Raw genomic sequence first — 21,095 nt, forward strand, 5'->3', positions numbered from 1 at the left:
TGCGATGAACAAGAAGCATTTTTTCACTTCCCTGATCCTTTTGGCGCTCCTGCTTACCTCCCCACTGCTCTACGCCCAGACCGGTGGCGGTAACGGCACGGCCGGCATTCAGGACGCGACCACGCAGGTGACCAGCTACTTTGACCCGCTCACCAAGCTTATGTATGCCATCGGCGCGGTGCTCGGGCTGGTCGGAGCCATCAAGGTCTACGGCAAGTGGAACTCCGGCGACCAGGACACCCAGAAAACGGCGGTGTCCTGGTTCGGCTCCATGATTTTCCTGGTCATCGTGGCCACGGTAGTCCGCTCGTTTTTCCTGTAAGCCGCCGGCCATGCCCGTCTACGACCTGAACCGGGGCATCAACAAGCCCGTGGAATTCAAGGGGCTGGTGGGCAGCAACATCTACTTCCTGGTGGCGGGCATCGCCCTCGTGTTTGCCCTGTTCGTGACCTGCTACCTGACGGGTGTACCGCTGCTGCTGACCACGCTGCTCACCTTCTCCGCCGGGGGCGGCATGTGGGCCGGGGTATTTGCCCTGAACCGCCGCTACGGCGAGCACGGGCTGATGAAGGCCGCGGCCCGGCGTTCCTCACCCAAGTACATCACCAACCGGCACAGCCGGCTCTTTCAACGCCTTAACGAGAACCCAACCGGCCGCGCCTAACGGCCGGCCCGGGTGCTTTCCCACCCATGAGCAACAAGGTTCTGCCCTCCGCTTCCCTGGAATCCAAGCAGCCCATCTACAAGGTGGAAAAGGATTGCCTGGTATCGAAGAATGCCGACGTGACGGTGGCCTTCCGCCTGGAGCTGCCCGAAGTCTTCACCCTCTCGCGGGAAGACTACGCCCAGCTGCAGTCGGCCTTTGTGAAGGCCGTGCGCCTGCTGCCCGACCACTGCGTCGTGCACAAGCAGGACTGGTACGTGGAGGATAGGTACGCCCCCGGCTTCGAGGCCGAGCGCACGCTGCTCTCCTCGTCCTATGAGCGGCACTTTAATGAGCGGCCCTTCCTCAACCACTTCTGCTACTTGTTTATCACCAAGTGCTCTTCCGAGCGCCCGGACTGGGGCAGCTCGGCGGGGCTGCTGGCCCGGCGCAACATCGTGCCCCGGGAGATGCTCGACGCCAAGGTGCTGGAAAGCTTCTTCGACAACGTGGGTCAGTTCGTGCGCACGCTGGAAGGGGTGGGGCCCACCAACGCCCCCTACATCAAATCGCACCGGCTCACGTCCGACGAGCTGGCCGGTACCGAGCAGGCGGCCGGGCTCTTGGAAAAGTACTTGGCCCTGGACCTGTCCGACCAAGCCCGGCAGGTGGATCTGGACCTTACCAACGGGCTGAAGGTAGGGGCGGAGTACTGCCAGATGTTCTCGGTGGCCAACCTCGACGATTTGCCCACCTCGGTGGAAACGGACATTCGCTACGAGCAATACAGCACCGAGCACTCTGACTTTCCCATCTCCTTTGCTGCGCCCCTGGGGCTGCTGCTGGGCTGCAATCACATCCTGAACCAGTACGTGTTCCTGGACAACACCCAGAAGACGGTCAAAACCTTCGAGCAGAAGAAGGACCGGCTCAACTCGCTCTCGCTCTACTCCCGGCAGAACGCCATCAATCACGAGTACTACAATGCCTTCCTCAACGAGCTGCTGGCCTGCAAGCGCCGCCCGGTGCGGGTGCACTGCAACGTGCTCACCTGGTCAGCCAACGAGGACGCGCTAACCGAAACCCGCAAGCTGGTGAACGCCGCGTTCAACGCCATGAACTGCAAGCCCCGGCAGAACACGGTGGACATCGCCGCGCTTTACTGGGGCGGTATTCCGGGCAATGCCGGCGACTTCCCCGCGGAAGAAACCTTCTACACCTTCATCGAGCAGGCCGTCTGCTTCTGGGCCAGCGAAACCAACTACCGCTCCACCGGGGCCACCAAGGGCGTGAAGCTCTCCGACCGGCTCACCGGCAAGCCCGTGCTGGTGGACCTCTCGGATGAGCCCATGAAGCGGCAAATCATCTTCAACCGCAACAAGTTCGTGCTCGGCCCCTCGGGCTCGGGCAAGTCCTTCTTCACTAATCACATGGTGCGCCAGTACTACGAGCAGGGCGCCCACGTGCTGCTGGTCGACACCGGCAACTCCTACAAGGGCCTCTGCGAACTGGTGGGCGGGGTGTACTTCACCTACGAGGAGGACGACCCCATTGCCTTCAACCCCTTCCTGATATCCGGCAAGCTGGACGTCGAGAAAAAGGAATCCATCAAAACGCTGCTGCAGGCGCTCTGGAAAAAGGACGACGAAAGCGTGAGCCAGTCGGAGTACGTGTCCTTGTCCACGGCCGTGAGCCTGTACTATGTAATGCTCGAAGCCAACGCGCATATCAAGCCCAGTTTCAACACGTTCTACGAGTTTGTTAAAGGCACCTACCGCCGGGTGCTGGAAGAGGAAAAGGTCCGCGAAAAGGACTTCGACCTCGACAACTTCCTCTACGTGCTCGGACCCTACTACCGGGGCGGGGAGTACGACTACCTGCTCAATTCCGAGCAAGAGCTGGATTTGGTGCAAGCCCCCTTCATCGTCTTTGAGCTCGACAACATCAAGGACCATCCTATTCTGTTTCCAGTGGTCACGCTCATCATCATGGAAACCTTCATCTCCAAGATGCGCAAGCTCAAGGGAGTGCGCAAGATGATTCTGATTGAGGAGGCCTGGAAGGCGCTCACGACGCCGGGCATGGCGGCCTACATCAAGTACCTCTTTAAGACGGTGCGCAAGTTCTTCGGCGAGGCCATCGTGGTGACCCAGGAGATTGACGACATCATCGGCAACGAGATTGTCAAGGACGCCATCATCAACAACTCGGACTGCAAAATTCTGCTCGACCAGCGCAAGTTCATCAACCGCTTTGATGAGATACAGGCGCTGCTCTCGCTCACGCCTAAGGAAAAGGACCTGGTGCTGAGCATCAACCGCGATAACAAAGCCGCCCGGGGCCGCTACACCGAGGTATTCATCAGCCTGGGCGGAGTCGTGTCCAAAGTGTACGCCATCGAGGTGTCGAAGGAAGAATACGTGACCTACACCACCGAGGAAACCGAGAAAGTGCGGCTGTTCGAGAAGTTCCGGCAGACCGGCGACATGCCCACGGCCATCAAGCTTTTCGCCGCCGAGCTGCGGGAAGGGGTGGGCGCCTGATTTCAACAAAAGGGAAAAATCATGAAAACGAAAGTCATCCTCCTCGGCCTGGCCATCCTCGCGCTTAGTGCTTCGAAGGCTTCGGCGCAGCTCGTGGTAACCGCTCCGGTGCTGGAAGTGCAGTCCGGCGTGCAGACCGGGCTGCAGAACACCATGAAGGGCCTTTCCAAGGCTGCCAACGTGCTGGTGAAAGCCGGCGTGAAGGAGCAGGAGCTGACCAAGGTGTTCTCGGAAAAGAACCTGCAGCTGGCCAAGACCTGGTACGACGGGCTGCTGCAGGTCAGCTCGGCCGTGCGCACCTACAGGCGGGTGCAGTCCGTGTTCGAGAAGCAGGGCCGCATCATCCAGACCTACTCCACGGCGATTGAGACCCTGCGGCAGTCACCCTACGTGCCGCCGGAACAGCTTTCCCGGATGACCAGCGTGTACACCAAAATGCTGACGGAAAGCGCCAATACGCTTTCCGACCTACAGACCATCGTCAGCCCGGCCATGCTCAAGATGACCGACGCCGAGCGCATGCGCTTCATCGACAAGCTGGACGTCAAGATATCCGACCAGTTAGGTCTCATCAACTACTATACCCAGCGCAACTTCGTGCAGATGCACCTAGCCGAGCAGAAGGCGCAGGACGCGCAAGCCCTCAACGCCCTGATGGGAGCCCGCTAGTCCTACCGCTCACTTTTCACGCTCTCTGCCATGAAAGCTAGCACCAAGATACTCGCGCTGGGCCTGGCCCTTTTCGCAGCTCCGGCTTACGCCCAATCGGTTATCTCGGCCCCGATTGCGGAAAGTCAGTCCCGCAAGCAGGTCGTGCACCAGGGCGTTTCCACCACGCTGCTGGGGCAAGGCAAACTGCTCGCGGGCGACATGAAAGTGGTTAGCGGCAAGATCAAGGGCATCATCGACAAAACCCAGCAGCTACACGACCAGTGGTACAGCAGCCTGCTGCAAATTAGTGCTGGCGTGCGCAACTACCGCCGGGTGCGCGAAATCTACACGCACCAAAGCGAGATGATTAGCGAGTTCTCCAGTGCCATCCCGGAGCTGCGGACGAAACAGCTCTCGCCGGCTCAACTCAGCGAGGCCTCGACGGTGTACCAGGGCATTTTGCAGGAGAACATCGGCCTGATGAGCGAGTTGGCCGGAGTGCTTAGCGCTAACAAGTCAAAGATGACGGACCCGGAGAGGCTTGAATTCATCGACAACATCGCCGACCGCATCACCAAGCAGCACCACCTGATGAACTACTTCAGCAACAAGTGCCGGGCCATCGCGCAGCAGCAGGCCCAGCAGGTGCAGGACCGCGAAGCCATGAACGCCTTGATGACTGCCCGCTAGGGCGGTCGGCCTTTCCTTCCACCTCCACTTTCGACCTTATGAAAAGCAAGCTAAATCAACTGCTCAGCGCAGTTGCCACTACCGCAATGTTCGCCTTAACCTCATGTTCCTCTACCGGCGGAACAGACAAGTTTATGGGTGAATGGCAGTCATTGGAAAGCCCAACGCGCCCGCATATGACCATTCAGCAGCGCGGGGATAATCTGACGCTGCTTGAGGGCAAAAAAGAAGTTCCTGTTACCTACGATAAGGACAACCATAAGCTCACGGTAAATACCGGACTAGGGGCTATGGACATTATCTATTTGGAAGAAAAAAACCATCTGCTGGTAACAGGAGCTGGTGAATATTCCAAAGTAGTAAAGTAGACAGTTTACCAGCCCTATTGGCCCCCTTCTCTCTCGATTTGATTTCTTCCCTCCCTTATGGACCCAACCGCTGTTGATTTGAACATGGCTGTGTATGAGCAAAAGCTTGAAGCCATTTACACAGAAATGCTCACGTTTACCGCTCTGTTTATTAACCTGGGCCGCGCCATCGGGGGCATCGGAGCTCTATTGTTCATCAGCAGCCGGGTATGGGGCAACATCGCTCGGGCTGAACCCATTGACTTGTTTCCCCTGCTTAGGCCCTTCGCTATCGGCATGGCCATTCTGCTGTTCGTGCCGCTGTGCGGGGCGTTGCGGGGCATCACAATGGCCGTAGCCCACGGTACGGATTCAATACGGATGGGTCAGCTTGCGGAAGTAAACCGGCTCACGGCGACGCGGGACCAATTAGCGGCCGATGCCAAAGCCAAGTCGGATATGAAAATCAACGAGGAATACGAGAAGGAGCTAGGCCAGCTCGGGGCGCTGGACGTGAGCCGCAAAGCCAGCCTAGCGTTCAATCAGGTGCAGTACTCCGTAGGCCAGAACTTCCGGGAGTGGACAAAATCTATTCTGGAGCTGGGCGCCCTGGCCGCGAAGCTGGCCATCAGCCTCATCTCCACTTTCCTGCTGGTATTACTCAGCGTTGCCGGACCGCTGGCTTTCGGCATTGCCATCATCCCGGGCTTTGGAGGGGGACTGATGAAATGGTTTGGCTACTTTCTCACGATTTCGCTCTGGGTGCCGGTCGCCAACATCTACGCCGCGGTACTGGCCCACGTGCAGGTGACCATGCTCAATGAGAACATCCGGCAGCTGCAGGCCGGCGGCAGTGTGGAGTCGGCCGATATCGCCTACCTGTGCATGCTCGTGCTGGCCATTGCCGGCTACCTGTTCGTGCCCAAAGCGGCGGACATGCTCATTGACGGCTCCGACATCGGGCGGGCGGCCACGCGGTTTATCACCACTTCAACCGCCACCACTGCCGGAGTAGCGGGAGCCATGGGTGGGGCCGGCCTGCGGACCGGGGCGGATGCCATGGGCAGCGCGGTAGGAGTGGGCCAGGGCTTGGCCGGCATGGCCGGCACGGGTAACATGACCCGGGGCGAGTCCCTGGGCCACCGGGCCGGCACGGCCGTGCGGGAGCGCATTAACCGCATGCGGGGATAAGCGGCCCATTCTCATTTCCTCCCACCTATTCTGACGCGCATGTTCGCATCCCTGAAAACCATTGATTCCGCCTTCCAGCAGGTTAAAACCCTGGCCCTGGTCTTCATTCTGGCCGTGCTGCTGCTGGCCGGTACCATCGCCTACTTCGCGTTTCAAACCACGAACGCCGCGGCGCAGCGCATCTACGTCCTGGAAGGCGGGCAGCTGCTCACCGCCGGCGCCCGGGATGCGCGGGCCAACCGGCCGGTGGAGGCTCGCAGCCACGTCACGCGCTTTCACGAACTGTTTTTCACGCTCGACCCCGACCAGAAAGCCATTGACAGCAATGTCAATAAGGCCCTGTATCTGGCCGACAACTCGGCCAAGCGGCAGTATGAGAACTTCAAAGAGAAGGGCTTTTACAACGACCTGATTGCCGCTAACATCAGCCTGGAAATGAGCGTGGACAGTGTAGTCATCATCAACTCGCGCCCGCTGGCTGCGCGGTGCTACGGCCATCAACGGGTCATCCGGGCGACCTCGGTTACCACCCGCAACTTCCTTTCTGAGTGCTCGCTGCGGGACGTGACGCGCTCAGAAAACAACCCGCACGGCTTCCTGATGGAAAACTGGCGAGTACTCAAGAATGAGGACCTCAGCACGCTCCCTCGCTAACCCTATCCTGTTATGGCAACCGCAAACAGCACCCTGCGAGACGCGCAATTTTATCGGACCCGCAAGATGGCCACCTTCCTGCCAGTGGTGGGCGTGCCCTTTCTGGCCGTGATGTTTTACCTGGGCGGGGGCGGCACCGGCACGCCGGCGCAAGCGCAAAACACCGCGTCGGGCTTTAACACCAATCTGCCCAAGGCCGAGCAGGCTTCCATTACGTCAAGCAAGCTGGAAGCCTACGCGAGTCCGGTAGATACCCTACGCAACCGGGGCCTGGTAGACGCCCGCGTCGATACTGCCACCGGCAACGGGCTTTCGTATGCCGTGGGCGCCGACGGCAGGCCTGGCCCCAACGGCTCGGTGGACCGGTCAGTGGCTGAGGCGCAGCAGCAGTTGATTGCCGCGCAACAGGCGCAGCTCAATGGAGGAGCTACTAATACGACGGCGCAGTCAGCTACCCAACCCGGGGCCCTCACCCCGGAGGAGCAAATGCAGCTCATGCGCTCGGAGCATGAGCGGGAGCTTTCGGAGGCCCGGGCTCAGGCGCAGATGGCCGCGCTCCTGGCGCAGTCCAACAGTGCTAGTGGGGCGGCCCCACGGGCGGTGGCAGCTGCACCTAAGAAGAAGAAAAAGCCTTCGACCAGGCTCCGGGCAATTGATGACGATGCCGTCGTATCGCGCCTGGGCTCAAATGGTCCGGGACGTCGGCGGACGGCTTCGTTTCAAGGATTTGACGCAGAAACCGGGACGGGTGGAGACGCCAATACACTGCCCGCGGTTATCCACGAATCCCAGGAAGTAGTTAGCGGCTCGCTGGTGAAAATGCGGCTCACGGAGTCGGCTCTCATCAACGGTCACCAGCTGCCGGCCAACACCTTCATCTACGGCAAGTGCAGCCTGGCCGGGGAGCGCCTGAGCATTGCCATCGAAACACTCAAATCCGGCAACAGCGTCTTTCCGGCCGCCCTGGAAGTGTACGACGTGGATGGGCTGGAAGGCCTGCACATTCCGGGCGCCATCACCCGCGACGCCGCCAAGCAGGCGGGCGCGGAAGGCTTGGGCGCGGCGGACATGATGACCATGAGCGCGGACCCGGCCATGGCCGCCGCGGGCGTGGCCGTAAGCGCGGTCAAAGGCATCGGCCAGAAGAAAATCCGCCTGGTCAAGGTCCGCCTCAAGGCCGGGTACAATGTGATGCTCAAAGTAGACAAGGAATAACCCCACCCACATTCATGAAAATCTCCCTTCTTGCTACCGGTGCCTTGGTATTGGCTCTAGGTGGCGCTACCACACAAGCCCAAACCTCGGCGGCTCGTATGCTGCAGTACTCGGAAGCCAACAAGCTCCCCACATACCCGCTCTACATCAGCGACCAGAAAACGACGCACCTGGTTTTCCCTTTCCCGGTCACCTACGTCGACCTGGGCAGCTCGGGGCTGATTGCTGCCAAAGCCACAGGGGCGGAGAACATCGTGCGCGTGAAAGCAGCTTCGGCAGGTTTTCCGGAATCCAACATGACTGTGCTTACTTCGGATGGCAAGCTGTATTCCTTCGTGGTAAACTACCAACACGACCCGAAGGTGCTCAGCCTCGACTTGGGCGCGGCTGGGTCAACCTCATCGCCTCAGGGAGCAGCCATCCTGTCGAACTCGCCAATACCGCAGGGCAATCTGGATGCCTATTCCCGGCAGGCCCTGGCGGCTGGTGGTACTTCAACCAGTGAGAGTGCCAACCAGCTAAGCGTACGCGCCGGAAATGTGGGCTACAAGCAGGAAACGCTGTTTTTCCCGCTGCGCATCGCCAACAAGTCGAACGTAACCTATGACGTGGACTTCGTAAAATTCTACATTCAGGACAAGCAGGTAGCTAAGCGTACGGCCGAACAAGCCCTGGAAATCACGCCTATCTATGTCTTCAATGGTAGCCTGAAGAAAATTGAGGTCAAGGGCCAGCTCGAACAGGTCTACATCTTCAAGAAGTTTACCATCCCCGAGCAAAAGCAACTCATCATCGAAGTCTACGAGAAAGGCGGCGGGCGCAACGTCAAGCTTAAGCTCTCAAATGCTGACCTGCTTAAGGCTCGGACCTTCAAATAAGACGCTGCGCAGTCCTTACACTCCTCACGAGCGCAACCATCCTTTACTCAAGCACACTTATAGCAGAAATGTAAGACTAGCTGTCTGTACATCGCGGATTTGCAGCTACCTCACACTCTATTTAAGTTTTATGCATTCCTGGAATTCAAGCTAATCTGCCATGCTTGTTCAAAATCAGATGTAACTGCCCGTAGCTGCATAGGCAGTAAATTAAATTTCAGATTTAGCATCATTTGAATCAGCGTCTTTAGTTTTGGTGACAGTGTCAAGTGGGTGAGACAAGTTGATAACACCAAGCTAGCTGCCCGGCTCCGCTGCTCAGGCATTAGAGTAGGGAGCAAATAGATTTCACGCAGAAACAGTGTAATTTCTTGCATCGTGTCCGGGTGCGAAACCACTTGTCGGGGAAGGCTTTTGAGGCATTGCAGTGCTCGACCAGTAAAGCTCCCCCCAGCCTGCTTAAACTCACGAAGCAAAGTGTCTTTGTCAATTGTTAAGCCCACGTAATGTAGATCTAACATTTTAGGCAACAATTGCTTCTGAAACTGGTCCGGAAAACAAGTTGCTAGAAATGCTTCTGAGCTAATGGTATTCCCCGAACGCAGAGAAAACTGAAGGAAGGTTGTATCGTCTGAAACCAGCAGCGTATTGATGGGTGCCGCCAGAAAAGCTGTGTCGATTATGTACTGCATGTGCTCCTGGTGATGCCCTTCGCTCAACGTTGCCTGTCGCAACACATCAAGCTTTTCTACCACCACACGTGTTTCGCAGTGCGCTTTAATCCAAACCAGCAGGCTTTGTATGTAAGCAATCTGTCTATCATGCATGCTAACCGGGTACACATGAGCCCGAACGCTCGTCCCAATTACCTCAGCGGTGGTTTCAACGGGTTTGGCACTCTGCTGTTTTTGAAGCCTATCCTCGAGGAATTCTACGATATAGAGTGAAATTCCCAGTCTTTGCGGTGGAACAACTTCAAATTCTTGACTCAGTTGATAGAGTAAGGCAAGCGAAGTCCAGTCTAAGATATATTGCTGGTCGCTGGATATCGATACGGCATCGAATACACTTCGGGGCGGCACCATAACACCAGGAACGCCCGTCTGGCTTTGTGCCGTGAGAGTATGCCAGGTATTTAAGCCATCACCATCAAAAAGAGCTGCGGTAAGCGTCGAGAATGTGCTTTCACCAGTTTCGTATTCAGCCAAAAGTTGCTGTGTCCGAATTTGCCGCGCGGCCCCTTCAGCGCCCGCTAATTTGCTAAGCGCTGCATGAATATGCTCAATTTCAGGGCCTTCGATATCCATAGCCTCAAATGGAAGGGTAGCATCTTTCTGGCCCCCATCTTCAAATATCTCCCGCATCAAGCCATCGTAGACATCAGTAATCTCCATAATCTCCACCGTTATTGGCCGTCCCGTGGCCGGGTGGGTCATTGGGTATTTGTGACCCTTTGTTTTGCCGAGGAGTTCGTCAGCCAGGGGATTTAGTCCACCATCAACTATTGCCGCAGTTAATGCCAGTCTGGGCTGAACAATGCCGTCAACACTGTACTTCAGGGCAGTGCCTACTTGAGCTTGAGCATATTCCCTCAAGGATTCTTCCTGCCGCTGGCCCAGCATAAGATGAAAGAAATGCCCACGGGCTACTTTGTCGTCTTTATTGCTGGCCAGCGGATAAACTAACTCAAGACCCCAATCTAGGTGGCCTATGCGGGCAGCCAACTCAGCAACCTTAAACACATGCCGCCGCTCAACGCTGGTCGGTTCTGACACGATCTCTCGCAATTCGGCTTCCAGTTCCGGTTTACGCTGCAGCTTATTTAAGGCCACTAGTTTTGCCCAACGCAGTCCCGAAACATCTGAAATATGACCTTTTGCAGCTGCTACCACTTCCAACATCCGCTCCCAATCGCGTAGCATCTCAGCTAATTGGATTTCCCAGATGCAAAATTCTGAGTGAATTCCGTGCTGTTGCCGCCATGCCCTCAGGCCTTCGCGCAACTCGGCACTGTCACTACGCCGATGGTACTGAATACTCAAGCGCAGCCACTCAGCACCTTTATCTAGTGCATGCGGGAACCCAGGCCATCCTTCCAGCACTACCCCAGCTAATTCGTATTCTTTCAGTGCGTGATATAGGTTGGCCACCTCCTGTCTATAGACAGCATCGGTGGTTGGCTGCAGTAAGTTTGCAGCTTTTTGTAGCAGCTCAATGGCCTCCTCTCGGTGTTCGGGCGCAGCTACCCACGCATGTGCTTGCAAAAGTGTGGCTGCTAAGCCCGGCTTTACTTGCTCGCGTTGGAGAATTTCTTCGACAAAAGCCAACTGCTCTGCGTTTGTTTCACAGTGTTCTAAGTAGATAAGAGCTCGATAAAATGTGACGTCGTCAATCCGTTGCAATTCCTTTATGTGCTGCCCCAATGCAACGTGAACTTCGTCACGGGGCCGCTGAAGCTTTCGCAGCACGGTGTACCGCATAAACCCTAGCTCGGGTAGCTTGCTAGTATCAATCTGATTAATAATCTTCAGAGCTTCTTCGTATTCTGCTGCTTGGTACAGCGCAAAAACGAGTTGATGGCCGTAGCGCTGCCGCTCCTCCGCCGATAGTGCGCTAAAGCGACGACGTAGTTCGGCGTAATCTTCTATATCACCGCTAAGCAGCCACCTAGTTAAGCCTCTAACATAGTAGTGATGTGTAAGAAAGGCCGCCTTTTCGGTGAGCTGTAGTAAATCAGTAAACTGCTTTATTACCTCATATGCAGCACTCACTGCCTCGTCCCGAAGCGGTACATGAGGTTCATCAATGGTTATTATCGGTGAAATTTGCTTCAGTGCCCGCTCAATCACGAACAGCGCTAACACGATTTGGAAACGCCGATTTTCTGGCGTGAGTTGTTTGCTAGGACGATAAGGGCTTAGGTCCTTCCGCAACAATACTTCAGCCAAATCAGAACCAGCAGTGGCCTTACCAGCCATTAGGTGTAACGTCGTCGTTTTAAACTGTTCGTCCTGCGCAATTAGCTGAGGTACTTCCGCTAAACGCGCTTCAAAACCTGTAGGGTTATCTAGTGATAATAGTACGGCCGCGGCGATGGGGTTTAACGGGTGCATGACCTTAATGGCTGAGGCAGTTGCAGCTGCCTCAGCCATTAAGTTTTGACTAAAATAGGCGCGGGCGGCCTGCTCGGCATAAAGTATTGTAATTGGGTGTAACGCGTATGCCTGGATGAAAAACTTATCAGCTTGGTCCGTTTCGGCAATTTCCTGGTGGGTTTTGCCCAATAAATAGTTCAACCTTGCTTGCAGTGGCAAATCCGCTGCTAACTGACGGCTTACGACCGATTGTAGGCGCTGGAGTTGACGTAAGGCTGAATAAGGTCGATAATTTGCCAGCTCTTCTCGCTCGACGCTGTCCAGCACAGCATTTACGATGCCGGAGCTTACTGCGTCAGGCCTTGCTATCAATTCAGCCAACTGTTGGGTGCCCGTTAACGCAAAGCGTAGAGCTGCTTCCTTGTAATTTTCTTCAACAAACCGCTTTTTCAGTTCCTTATCTTCCTTTATCGCAGTCATTAAACGCCCGACAAAGTCATCTAGCTCCCGCTGGGTTGGTCGGATAAGTTGTACAGACCCAGCAAAATCATCCGGCGATAATTGAGGGTCTTCCCCAAAAAGCTGATACGTTAGCACAATCTCCCAGAAGGCAGGAAACTGAAAGAATCTAAACTGGGTATCCAGCGGACTAACTCCATATTCCTGGCGGCACTCGTCCAACAGGCGCTGAATAATCTTCGTGAGTTGCGCTTTATAAGAAGGATTCGCAATCAGGTTCTTAACGTAATCGGTGCTCTGCTTACCGATTTCACGCCCTGTTAGCTTGATTGGATTTAAACCAATATAATCCAATACACCAATAGCTGTTGTTACTAGCGCAGTTGCAGTTGTTAACTCCATAAGGCGAACTATTCAAGATTCATTTTCTAAGAATGGATTCACTTCGTGACTATTTAGTGGTTGCCACTATCCGCTTCTAGTCAAGTTAAGCGTCGGTGCGCCGCGCCGATAGCGGCCGTTCGCTCGTCACTCATACCGGCAGCGGCGGCAAACTCCGGCCACCGCGCCACCTGTACCAGCAGCTCGGCCACGAGGTCTTCGGCCTATGGCTTAAATCAAGCATAAACACGCTTTAAGAACTTCGAGGGCGGCGGTACAGAGAACTGAACGACCACATGAGGGCGTAGCACGCCTTCTTGTGGCAAGCAACATTGCGCGTAGCTTCCCTGTGGGTTTACGCATGGACATGCCTCGTTGGGGTCAGCATCTCTATAGCGGACATGGGGATGACGGATTGTTGTTCGTTCTATCTTCCATTCATTCCATGGCGATGATAGACCTTTGATGACATACTGCAGCAAAGGGTAGGCTTCTTTATTCGGTTTTCCGCCACTAGCGGCGGGGTCAGCGGTAAACAGCACCGAATACTTCTGGACCGGATTGTGAACAATGGCTATTGCAAGCACGTCCGCTCCGGTGACTCTACGAAAGCAACGCTCGCCGTCGTAAATTTCCCCAGGTTGGTGTCCACACCCCTTGCGCAGAGATATTACCGCGTCACAAAGCCCGCACCGTACTTCCCGCTTCCAGATTTCGGGGCTCGCGAATACGGAATAGGGATAAAGCGACTGCCAACGTGCCGTAGTGATCCGGATAAAAGCTAAGCCGTACGACTCATCAAACGGGGTAAAATGTTGGGCCAACGCGCGAAGCGTAAGCTCGATGATCTCTAGCTCACGCCAGGCGGCATAGAACCGCGATTTCTTTAAGAGCGTAAAAACCCGCAAATACCCTCGTTGAATTGCAGCTACTGTTTCCAAACACCAAACCGCCTTGGCTAGGTGCTGGTCTCCGTCGGTAACAGCGGTGCGTTTAATCGAGGCGAGGCACGGCGCAAGTTCGCGGAGCAGTGTCGCGTGCTGCGGAGTGGTGCGTTTGTAGTCGGCCAGTAAAGAGCGGGGACGCGCTAGCAGAGGGTGGTCGGAGATAAGCTTTTCTGAACCAGTCATTGCTTATCTGAAGCCGTATCGGCTGGCTTTTCCAACGATTTTGGCACCGATGGTACAGGAGCGAGTGCGGTAGCATCGGCGCTTGCCACTTGTTGCGCAAGATTTGTAATTCGCCACAATTCGTCCGCCGGACCTTCGTAAATCAGACGCTTTGAGCCCCCATCAGGAGATTCTATTATGACTTGCAGTTTGGCATCGGTTCGCGCATGACGGTCTAATAGGCGCTGCTTCAACCACTCGGAAATCAAGTTAACTACGACGGGTAGCACCACCAGCGTACCCACCGGTATCAGGATGTCTGGCAGCCAAACCAAGTCCGCGTGCAAAGAGACTTCGCTAAAGTCTTCATCACGCACAGCGACTTCGCTTTGGATGTCTGGCGGGGTATTTTCTTGAAAATAATGGAACAGCTCCGCGGTATGCGTCGGAAACACTGGCCGGTCAATATCGCGGAATGATTCCCATTGCACAAAGACTATGTTCGCTCGGTGCAAGGAGGCGCGAAGCTCTTCGTCGACCCATGGACGTGCTGCTAAGCTAGCGACGGTAGTCGTGTCTTGCTCAACGGTCAGCTTTAGGGGAAGGCGCTCAGCAAGGGGAGGGGTGTAGTGAAAGTCGTCCATCTATAGAAACGTTAAACAGGAGCCTGAAAAGAATGAGCCAAGCTCTTATCGAAACTGACCCGGTGATAAACGAGTAAAATTATTTCTTTACTCTGCTTTATTGCGGCTTGGTTTTACTCCCGACTCTTGACTAGCGCATTAACTGATATACTGAGCTTTGCGGCAGTCCGGGAGTTGTCATTTTGCACGCAGATGAAAATCTGGCTCGTTCCAGGTGCCACGGCGAATGACCTTGACTCTTGAGTAACATTGACTGCCGAACGAAAGCAATGCTCTACCGGGGGCATTTGACCTTTCGTTGCTGGCGCCATGAAAGGAACCGTGAGTTGAGTATCATCGGTCACAAAAAACCGGCATTTGGTACTGACCTCAGGTGGCGTCTGCTGCGCCTCAGAAGCTAACGCTTTCGCTCCTGCTGTAAGTAGCAGACTTGCACCTCCAGTTACTGGCGCTGCTGCGTAGGCTGCAGCCAAGGTGATCGCAGTACTCCAGGTGATCGGTGGCTGACCTTCATCACGGATATCAATTTTGTATACCACACCAACGGTACCAGGAGGCAACGGTACCGGGACCATTACCCGTGAACTGCCCGAGTTGTAATAAGAATGAAGTTTTGCTGTTGACAATGCCAGTGCTTCCTGCCACTTAAGCTTTACCTTAATCTCGCGACCGTCCTCCCGCCATTCCCGGTAGTCTCCCTGCGGAGCACCCTTTATATAAGTGCCGGTGAAGTGCGGTTTGCCATTCTCGTACCACGCGGCACAAAGTCCGGAGGCAACGTCAGGTGCTTCACCTATCAATTTGCCCTCGAATTGCTTCTTCCAAGATGGATAGAAGTAATCCCTTACGGTGCCGACGGTGAGACCATCAGAACCATGACGTGCAATGCGAGCATAGACCCGGTCTTGCGCAATATCCGTGCGCTCCCAATCATGGTCAAAGTAAACCGTATCGGTCGGTGGTAAGGGCACGGTAGTTTTGGACTTCTGAGCCAGTGTGGGAACACTTATAAGAAGTAGGAACTGTATAAAGTAAAGTTTAGCCATAAGGGGAAAGCGAAGAGAAAACACAGAAAGGTGGTCGGTAAATGTACTAACAAGTCGGTTTCATGATAATCCGGCCAACTTGATATTATGATTTTCAATGCCACTGCCATTGTCATTAAAAACTCCCTCCGGAGGGCCATAGAGCGTATCTTGCCGCTATGCTGGCCGTATCGACTCTTTCTACTTCTCAGGCTGTAGCACCCGATTTTACCCTTTGCCGTCTCATGCTTGCTGCCGAGCCTGCTGTTGTTTAGCCCTTTCGTATAACGATGTACTCAGCGACTCAACTTGCCCAATCAAGACGCAATCCGCAGACACACCAGCAAACGGCGCAAGAGCTTATTAATCTCCTTCAAGCAGGGCAGAACTTGTCCTTAGCCGAAGAATTTTACGCCTGCTCGGTCATGGAAACCTTGCGGGGTGAAGATGGCAACAAGTTTTTCAACCTTCACGACTGCCCCGGCTGTGTAAATCACCTGTTCAATAAGTGCTACCTAACCTACCACCAAAACCTTAGTGGCCAGTTGAGGGCTAATGATGCTTTCGGGATAATCCCACAGCACCAGGTTGACCAAGATGTTGCCTTTCTAGAAACTCAGTATCGAGAGTGGTTGCAGGTTATCGAAACAACCAACCACTCTGATTTGCTGCTCCAGTATGTTGGAAAAGAGTCGCGCAACCATTTAAAGAACAGCCGCAAGTTCGCGCTACGCCGCCGACAAGGCAGCCGACTCCAGCAGCATGCAGAGAAGAGCGTGGTGCTGCACAGCAAGTATTTATACCTGAAGGTTCGCAAGTTCTATCAGGAATTGAAAGCTACTGAGCAGTTGGTCACGGCTTGTGGACATACCATCCTGATTGATGGTTTTGCTCACTTTCATATCCTCTTTCGCCACTACGCGCAGCATGTTAAGGAGTACCAAGATGATACATCGTATCACGTCGACCAAAATCTCAACCCGGAGAACCTGCCTAACGAATTAGTAGCGATTCTTCAGGAGTACTTCCATTTGATTCCATGCGCTTCCTTTAACAGAGAGCGGACATATGTGCGAATCAATGGTACTGTGTACGCCATCTGGTTTAAGGCTCATCAAAGGCATAGCGGTGGCCAGACTAACCAGGTCTTGCGGCTTCAGACGTTTTACCCGGTTACCCAGGCGCGCGAATTAGAGTTCGTTGGTGCCCTGGCAGAGATGGTAGCTCCCAGTGGTCGAGGGCTTTTTTATAAACCCATAGTACAGGGAGCAGTAACAGACCCGTAAGCTCTTCAGTCATAATGTGAGAAGCCAACTGTCTGTCGGCTCGTCCATATTTTAGGTATCATAACGTTTAATTATGATACCTAAAGTATCTTCGCCCGCATGAGCACCGAAATCACCCGAATTCCCGACGAACCGCACGCCTTGGGCTCGCAGTTGTCGACGGCCGCGGCCAACGTGGCCCGCTACATCAAGGCTGGCCTGGAGGGGGCCGACAATACGGTGCTCGCGTACTCAGCCGACCTGAAAAGCTTCGGGGACTTCTGCCAGCTGCACAGCCTGAACCCGCTGCCGGCCGACGTGGCCACTGTGGCCCGGTACGTGGCCGACCTGGCTGACATCCCGCGCAAGCTCTCCACCATCCGGCGGCACCTGGCCGCCATCCACAAGCACCACCAGCTGCGCGGCTACCCCTCGCCGGTGCGGGCCGACGAGTTGGCGTTGGTTATGGAAGGCATCACCCGCACCCTGGGCAAGCGGCAAAAGCAAGCGCCGGCGTTTACGATCGAAGAGCTCAAGGAAAGCATCCGGCGGCTGGACGTCACCACTACGGCGGGCCTGCGTGACCGGGCGCTGCTGCTGCTGGGCTTCGCCGGCGCCTTCCGCCGCTCCGAGCTCGTGGCCCTGGACGTGGAGCACCTGGAATTCACGGAGCGGGCCCTGATTGTGCACCTGGCCAAGAGCAAAACCAACCAGGCCGGCGAGGTCGAAGACAAAGCCGTGTTCTACGCTGCGACGGCGGCCTTTTGCCCGGTGCGTTGCACCCGGGCCTGGCTGCAGCAGCTGGGCCGCAGCACCGGCCCCTTGTTTGTCTCCCTAAAGCGTGGCAAGGTCAAAGGCCAAGCCCTGCCCACCTTGAAGCGGCTATCCCCCTTGCGGGTCAATGAGCTGGTGCAGCTGCACCTAAACCACGATGAAGAAGGCCACAAGATTCCGGAGAAGAACTATTCGGCCCACTCGCTCCGCGTTTCCTTTATTACCGTGTCGGTGCTTCGGGGGCAGTCTAACCGTTTTATCAAGAACCAGACGAAGCAGAAGACGGATGCGATGATTGACCGTTACTCACGTTTAGATGACGTGGTAAGCTTCAATGCTGCTCAGAACTTAGGGTTGTAGTGTAGTTCGCATTCAGATACTATACAGTGATAAGGCCAAGGGTCTCTTCCCAAGCTAGTTCTGTTGCCATATTTTTTTTCTCTTCTCGTAATCTTCAGGAGCTAAGCGAGGGTTAGCGGTCGCCATTTGCTGTAGCAATGTGCCAGCCTGCTTAATGGTTACCAATGAATTTTCCACTAGTAAATCCAGAACCCAGTAAGTGCTATGTGCCGTCAGGCCAAGGCTTCGGGTACAGGAACGCAGCTTATTACAGCTGGCAATCAAAGGCCAATTATTAGTGGTGGCCAAATGATAAACTGACAAGTCGTTTTCTGACAACTCACGGTGCATTGCCGAGAACTCCGCGATAGTTGCAAACATGGCCCCATCCATGGCTACCGTCCGTAACTGCGTAGTTTCAATATAGGGCGAGAATTCCGCCTGCTGCACCCCACTTAAATCCTGAAAAACTTGCTCGGCAGTGCAGTAAGTTACAGGCAGCCGGAAAGCATGCTGTACTAACCCTGCTCGGGACAAGTCCAGCATTACGCTGGTATCCTGAATAGCAATATGGCCACTGGGTATACTTGTTGTCATAAGGCTATACTTAGGCAAGTACGGGATCTATTTTTTCCCGCAACGCGGATACGCTCATCCCGCCTAGTGCAGCTGCTTTGCTCTCGGTAACAATACTTTCAGCAACGAGTCGAAACAACAACTGCTCGAATCGATACGACTTCATGGTTTCGCCTTCGAAGGTGAACCTGCTAAAGCCTTCTTCCTTACGATTGGGAGCTATCTTAATACAGAAGTAGCGATAGTAACTGTCTTTGATTATGCCTAAGTCAAATGCCCGGCGCATAATAGCTTGTACTGATATGCCATACTGCTTTTTGATAGAAAGCAGTTCTCCGTAAGAAATGCTCGTTCGCACTTCCCCAAGCTCTCGCAAGGCTACCTCTTTCGGTAGCAACATGGCATTGGCGAAGCGGTGACAGAATTTTTCCTCCTCTTTATCGTCGGCCGCATTAATCTGCAGCAGCAGATGAGCCAACTCGTGCAAGGCCGTGAATCGCCGGCGATCCACAGTATTAGTGCCATTTAATACGACTACTGGCAGCTTTCCTACCCAAGTAGCAAGACCATCAAAAGAGGCTGGCGCATCAAGCACAAAAACGCAGATGCCATTATCTTCTAAAGTCTCAATAACATTAGGAATAGGGTTAACTCCCAATTTCCATTTCGTTAGCAGCGAGTATGCAGCCTGCTCGACCTCTTCGTAGCTGGATACCTTATTGGCTCTGCCCAGAGGATTGACGAATTCATGCTGTATTTGAAGCAACTCCTCTATTTCTAGGTAACGGTCAAGATAGTCCCGAATCTGCTCTTCCAAGACTGCCCGCTCCTTTACCTTCAGACTGGCCTTTTTCCGAAAGCTGATTGCGCCCAAATCAACCCTTGCCGGCTTTAGGAAATAATCAGGTTTTACTCCCAAAGCCTTCGTCAAGCCAAACAGCGTATCGACCTCCGGCTTCATCAAGCCCTGCTCGTATTTGCCTAACGCTTGCTTGCTAATATTCCCCACTTGCTCGGCAAGCTCTTGTAACGACCAGCCTTTTGCTTTGCGGGCTGAGCGTAGACGGTCGGGAAAATTTATCATAAACGGAAAAATAATTCTGTTTTTAAAGCGCTGAACTATAGCGCTTTGCTTTTACAAAGGTAGTCATTTGGTTGACGAAAAGCAAATGTTGCAACTTTTTATCTACATCTTCGCTTATCTTTGTAAGGTCAACATAACCAGAAATCTTACAACACGCCTTGCTTAAAACGACAAGCCCCCTTCCTGCTCGAACAAGAAGAGGGCTTAAAGAACGATTCGCGGTCAACGAACACTTGGGCTAGCATACCCAAGGCCATTCTTAGAGGTTTCGGTTACAAAGGTAGTATCGCTGTGCAGCATATCCTATACCAATGGCCGGCCTCTATTCCGGGCACTTTTCGCCCACTTCTCTCACACCAGCCGGAGTATTCTATTCCAAACACACCTATTATGAAAGACTCTCTTCCCAACGGGCACAATGGTCACCCTGCCCCTGACCCCACACCTAACAACCTTCAATCTGCTGTACCAGTAGGCGCTTCACCTACCAGTAATGGCACTTCTGCAAACAACCAAGAAACGGTTGATAATGCCTCGTCTAAGTCAAAAGACAAGGAGCCCAAAAATCATGAGCCAAGTGGCAGTGGTCCCAAAGACCCCAAGGAAGAAAAGCCTGATGATAAAGGTCCCAAGCAGGAACAGCGCCTCACGTTGCTTGTCATTGTCAATACGGCTGAGACACGAGTAGAAGCTAATGTGCACCAACCATTGCATGTGATTGCTCAACATGCCCTCAATGAAAGCGGTAATGCTGAATACCCTTTATCTGAGTGGACGCTCACAGACGACAAAGGAACTGTTCTCGACCTGAGCCGGAAGGTAGAAGACTATGCATTCGCACCTCTGACCAAGCTGTTTCTTTCCAAGGAAGTAGGAGCTGGCGGTTCAACCGATGTGCAGGTCCTGCCAGAACCGCAACTGGTAAAACATATAGGTACAGCACAGGTAGATCCACAAGTAACACGCGCTAAATTCAACGATGAAGTAGCCAAGTTCCGCTCTAGTGATGTGGCGCAGCGTGCTCGGGGCATTCTATTGCTAAAAGCTGAGTTTCCATATGTTTTGCTCGGCTTCGCCGCTCCCCGACTCCGTCCCACTCCGCTGCTCTTCGGTGTTCGCATTGACTTCTCAGAATACGACCTACAACCGCCTTCTGTTCAATTCGTGGACCCGTTTACCGAGCGGGCGCTACGCGTGGAGGAAATGCCCACTCAGTTCTTGAAGCGCAATGGCGACCTGCCCAAGCCGGACGCCAACGGTGCCATCCAATTGAGTGTTCAGCCATTACTTCAGCACCATGCGCCTGATGGTCCGCCCTTCCTGTGTGTACGCGGTACTCGGGAATACCATGAACACCCTGCTCACACAGGGGATTCTTGGCATCTCTACCGCGGCACCACTGTGGGCACCTTAGGTCACATCATTGATGTACTCTATACCTATGGCATCAACCCGTTGACGGGTTACCAGTTCAACGTAAACATGGCTTTGCCGCCGGACCCTCAGCGCATTGCTTCGTGAGCACGGCCCC

Annotated in this window: 19 protein-coding genes; 13 read left to right on the forward strand and 6 right to left on the reverse strand. The window is 54.4% G+C overall.

The genetic code is table 11. The annotated features are described in order from the left end of the window. The first annotated feature begins 4 nt into the window (after positions 1-4). From KYK14_RS01360 to traN, 10 genes are read left to right on the forward strand one after another with little or no spacing between them, the layout of a single operon-like run. Positions 5-322 (forward strand): DUF4134 domain-containing protein, encoded by a 318-nt coding sequence (locus KYK14_RS01360; protein ID WP_219156312.1) that lies wholly within the window; start codon positions 5-7, stop codon positions 320-322. A 10-nt stretch (positions 323-332) separates the two neighbouring features. Next, positions 333-665: a DUF4133 domain-containing protein gene (locus KYK14_RS01365; protein ID WP_219156314.1), complete on the forward strand. Its 333-nt coding sequence runs from the start codon at positions 333-335 to the stop codon at positions 663-665. Positions 666-691: 26 nt separating this feature from the next. Then, entirely contained in the window at positions 692-3,187 is a 2,496-nt protein-coding gene (locus tag KYK14_RS01370; RefSeq protein WP_219156316.1) for a TraG family conjugative transposon ATPase, read from the forward strand. Positions 3,188-3,208: 21 nt separating this feature from the next. Then, positions 3,209-3,856, forward strand: a complete 648-nt coding sequence (locus tag KYK14_RS01375) for a hypothetical protein (RefSeq protein WP_219156318.1) — start codon at positions 3,209-3,211, stop codon at positions 3,854-3,856. Between the two features lie 30 nt (positions 3,857-3,886). Further along, positions 3,887-4,528, forward strand: coding sequence for a hypothetical protein (locus KYK14_RS01380; protein WP_219156320.1), 642 nt, complete (start codon positions 3,887-3,889; stop codon positions 4,526-4,528). Positions 4,529-4,566: 38 nt separating this feature from the next. Continuing rightward, complete coding sequence (locus tag KYK14_RS01385) at positions 4,567-4,896, forward strand: hypothetical protein (RefSeq protein ID WP_219156322.1); 330 nt, start codon at positions 4,567-4,569, stop codon at positions 4,894-4,896. Between the two features lie 57 nt (positions 4,897-4,953). Then, positions 4,954-6,066 (forward strand): TraJ family protein, encoded by a 1,113-nt coding sequence (locus KYK14_RS01390; RefSeq protein WP_219156324.1) that lies wholly within the window; start codon positions 4,954-4,956, stop codon positions 6,064-6,066. A 39-nt stretch (positions 6,067-6,105) separates the two neighbouring features. Next, entirely contained in the window at positions 6,106-6,720 is a 615-nt protein-coding gene (gene traK / locus KYK14_RS01395; RefSeq protein ID WP_219156326.1) for a conjugative transposon protein TraK, read from the forward strand. Between the two features lie 12 nt (positions 6,721-6,732). Continuing rightward, complete coding sequence (gene traM, locus KYK14_RS01400) at positions 6,733-7,935, forward strand: conjugative transposon protein TraM (protein ID WP_219156328.1); 1,203 nt, start codon at positions 6,733-6,735, stop codon at positions 7,933-7,935. A 14-nt stretch (positions 7,936-7,949) separates the two neighbouring features. Next, positions 7,950-8,813 carry a conjugative transposon protein TraN gene (gene traN, locus KYK14_RS01405; protein WP_219156330.1) on the forward strand — a complete coding sequence of 288 codons (864 nt, stop codon included), beginning with the start codon at positions 7,950-7,952 and terminating at the stop codon, positions 8,811-8,813. 128 nt (positions 8,814-8,941) lie between these two features. Here the strand turns inward: traN and KYK14_RS01410 are convergent, their stop codons facing one another. The 4 genes from KYK14_RS01410 to KYK14_RS01425 form a co-directional block, all read right to left on the reverse strand. Beyond that, positions 8,942-12,769, reverse strand: coding sequence for a PIN domain-containing protein (locus KYK14_RS01410; RefSeq protein ID WP_219156332.1), 3,828 nt, complete (start codon positions 12,767-12,769; stop codon positions 8,942-8,944). A gap of 215 nt (positions 12,770-12,984) precedes the next feature. Continuing rightward, positions 12,985-13,878 (reverse strand): hypothetical protein, encoded by an 894-nt coding sequence (locus tag KYK14_RS01415; protein WP_219156334.1) that lies wholly within the window; start codon positions 13,876-13,878, stop codon positions 12,985-12,987. Further along, on the reverse strand, positions 13,875-14,501 hold the full coding sequence (locus KYK14_RS01420) for a hypothetical protein (protein WP_219156336.1): 627 nt from the start codon (positions 14,499-14,501) through the stop codon (positions 13,875-13,877). The genes KYK14_RS01415 and KYK14_RS01420 overlap by 4 nt, the downstream gene beginning before the upstream one ends. Before the next feature lie 113 nt (positions 14,502-14,614). Beyond that, on the reverse strand, positions 14,615-15,547 hold the full coding sequence (locus KYK14_RS01425; protein ID WP_219156338.1) for a toxin-antitoxin system YwqK family antitoxin: 933 nt from the start codon (positions 15,545-15,547) through the stop codon (positions 14,615-14,617). Positions 15,548-15,816: 269 nt separating this feature from the next. Between KYK14_RS01425 and KYK14_RS01430 the strand changes: the two genes are divergently transcribed. After that, positions 15,817-16,812: a hypothetical protein gene (locus tag KYK14_RS01430; protein WP_219156340.1), complete on the forward strand. Its 996-nt coding sequence runs from the start codon at positions 15,817-15,819 to the stop codon at positions 16,810-16,812. 99 nt (positions 16,813-16,911) lie between these two features. Then, positions 16,912-17,925, forward strand: a complete 1,014-nt coding sequence (locus KYK14_RS01435; RefSeq protein ID WP_219156342.1) for a tyrosine-type recombinase/integrase — start codon at positions 16,912-16,914, stop codon at positions 17,923-17,925. A gap of 54 nt (positions 17,926-17,979) precedes the next feature. Here the strand turns inward: KYK14_RS01435 and KYK14_RS01440 are convergent, their stop codons facing one another. Both KYK14_RS01440 and KYK14_RS01445 read right to left on the reverse strand, forming a co-directional pair. After that, a complete protein-coding gene (locus KYK14_RS01440) occupies positions 17,980-18,501 on the reverse strand; it encodes a PIN domain-containing protein (protein WP_219156344.1) in 522 nt (173 codons plus the stop codon). Positions 18,502-18,511: 10 nt separating this feature from the next. Further along, positions 18,512-19,564, reverse strand: a complete 1,053-nt coding sequence (locus tag KYK14_RS01445; protein ID WP_219156345.1) for a helix-turn-helix domain-containing protein — start codon at positions 19,562-19,564, stop codon at positions 18,512-18,514. 390 nt (positions 19,565-19,954) lie between these two features. Here KYK14_RS01445 and KYK14_RS01450 point away from each other — a divergent pair, with 390 nt between their 5' ends. Then, on the forward strand, positions 19,955-21,085 hold the full coding sequence (locus KYK14_RS01450; protein ID WP_219156346.1) for a putative metal-binding protein: 1,131 nt from the start codon (positions 19,955-19,957) through the stop codon (positions 21,083-21,085). Positions 21,086-21,095: the final 10 nt, after the last annotated feature.

Origin of the sequence: Hymenobacter profundi (assembly GCF_019334315.1) — a bacterium.
GTDB lineage: Bacteria > Bacteroidota > Bacteroidia > Cytophagales > Hymenobacteraceae > Hymenobacter > Hymenobacter profundi.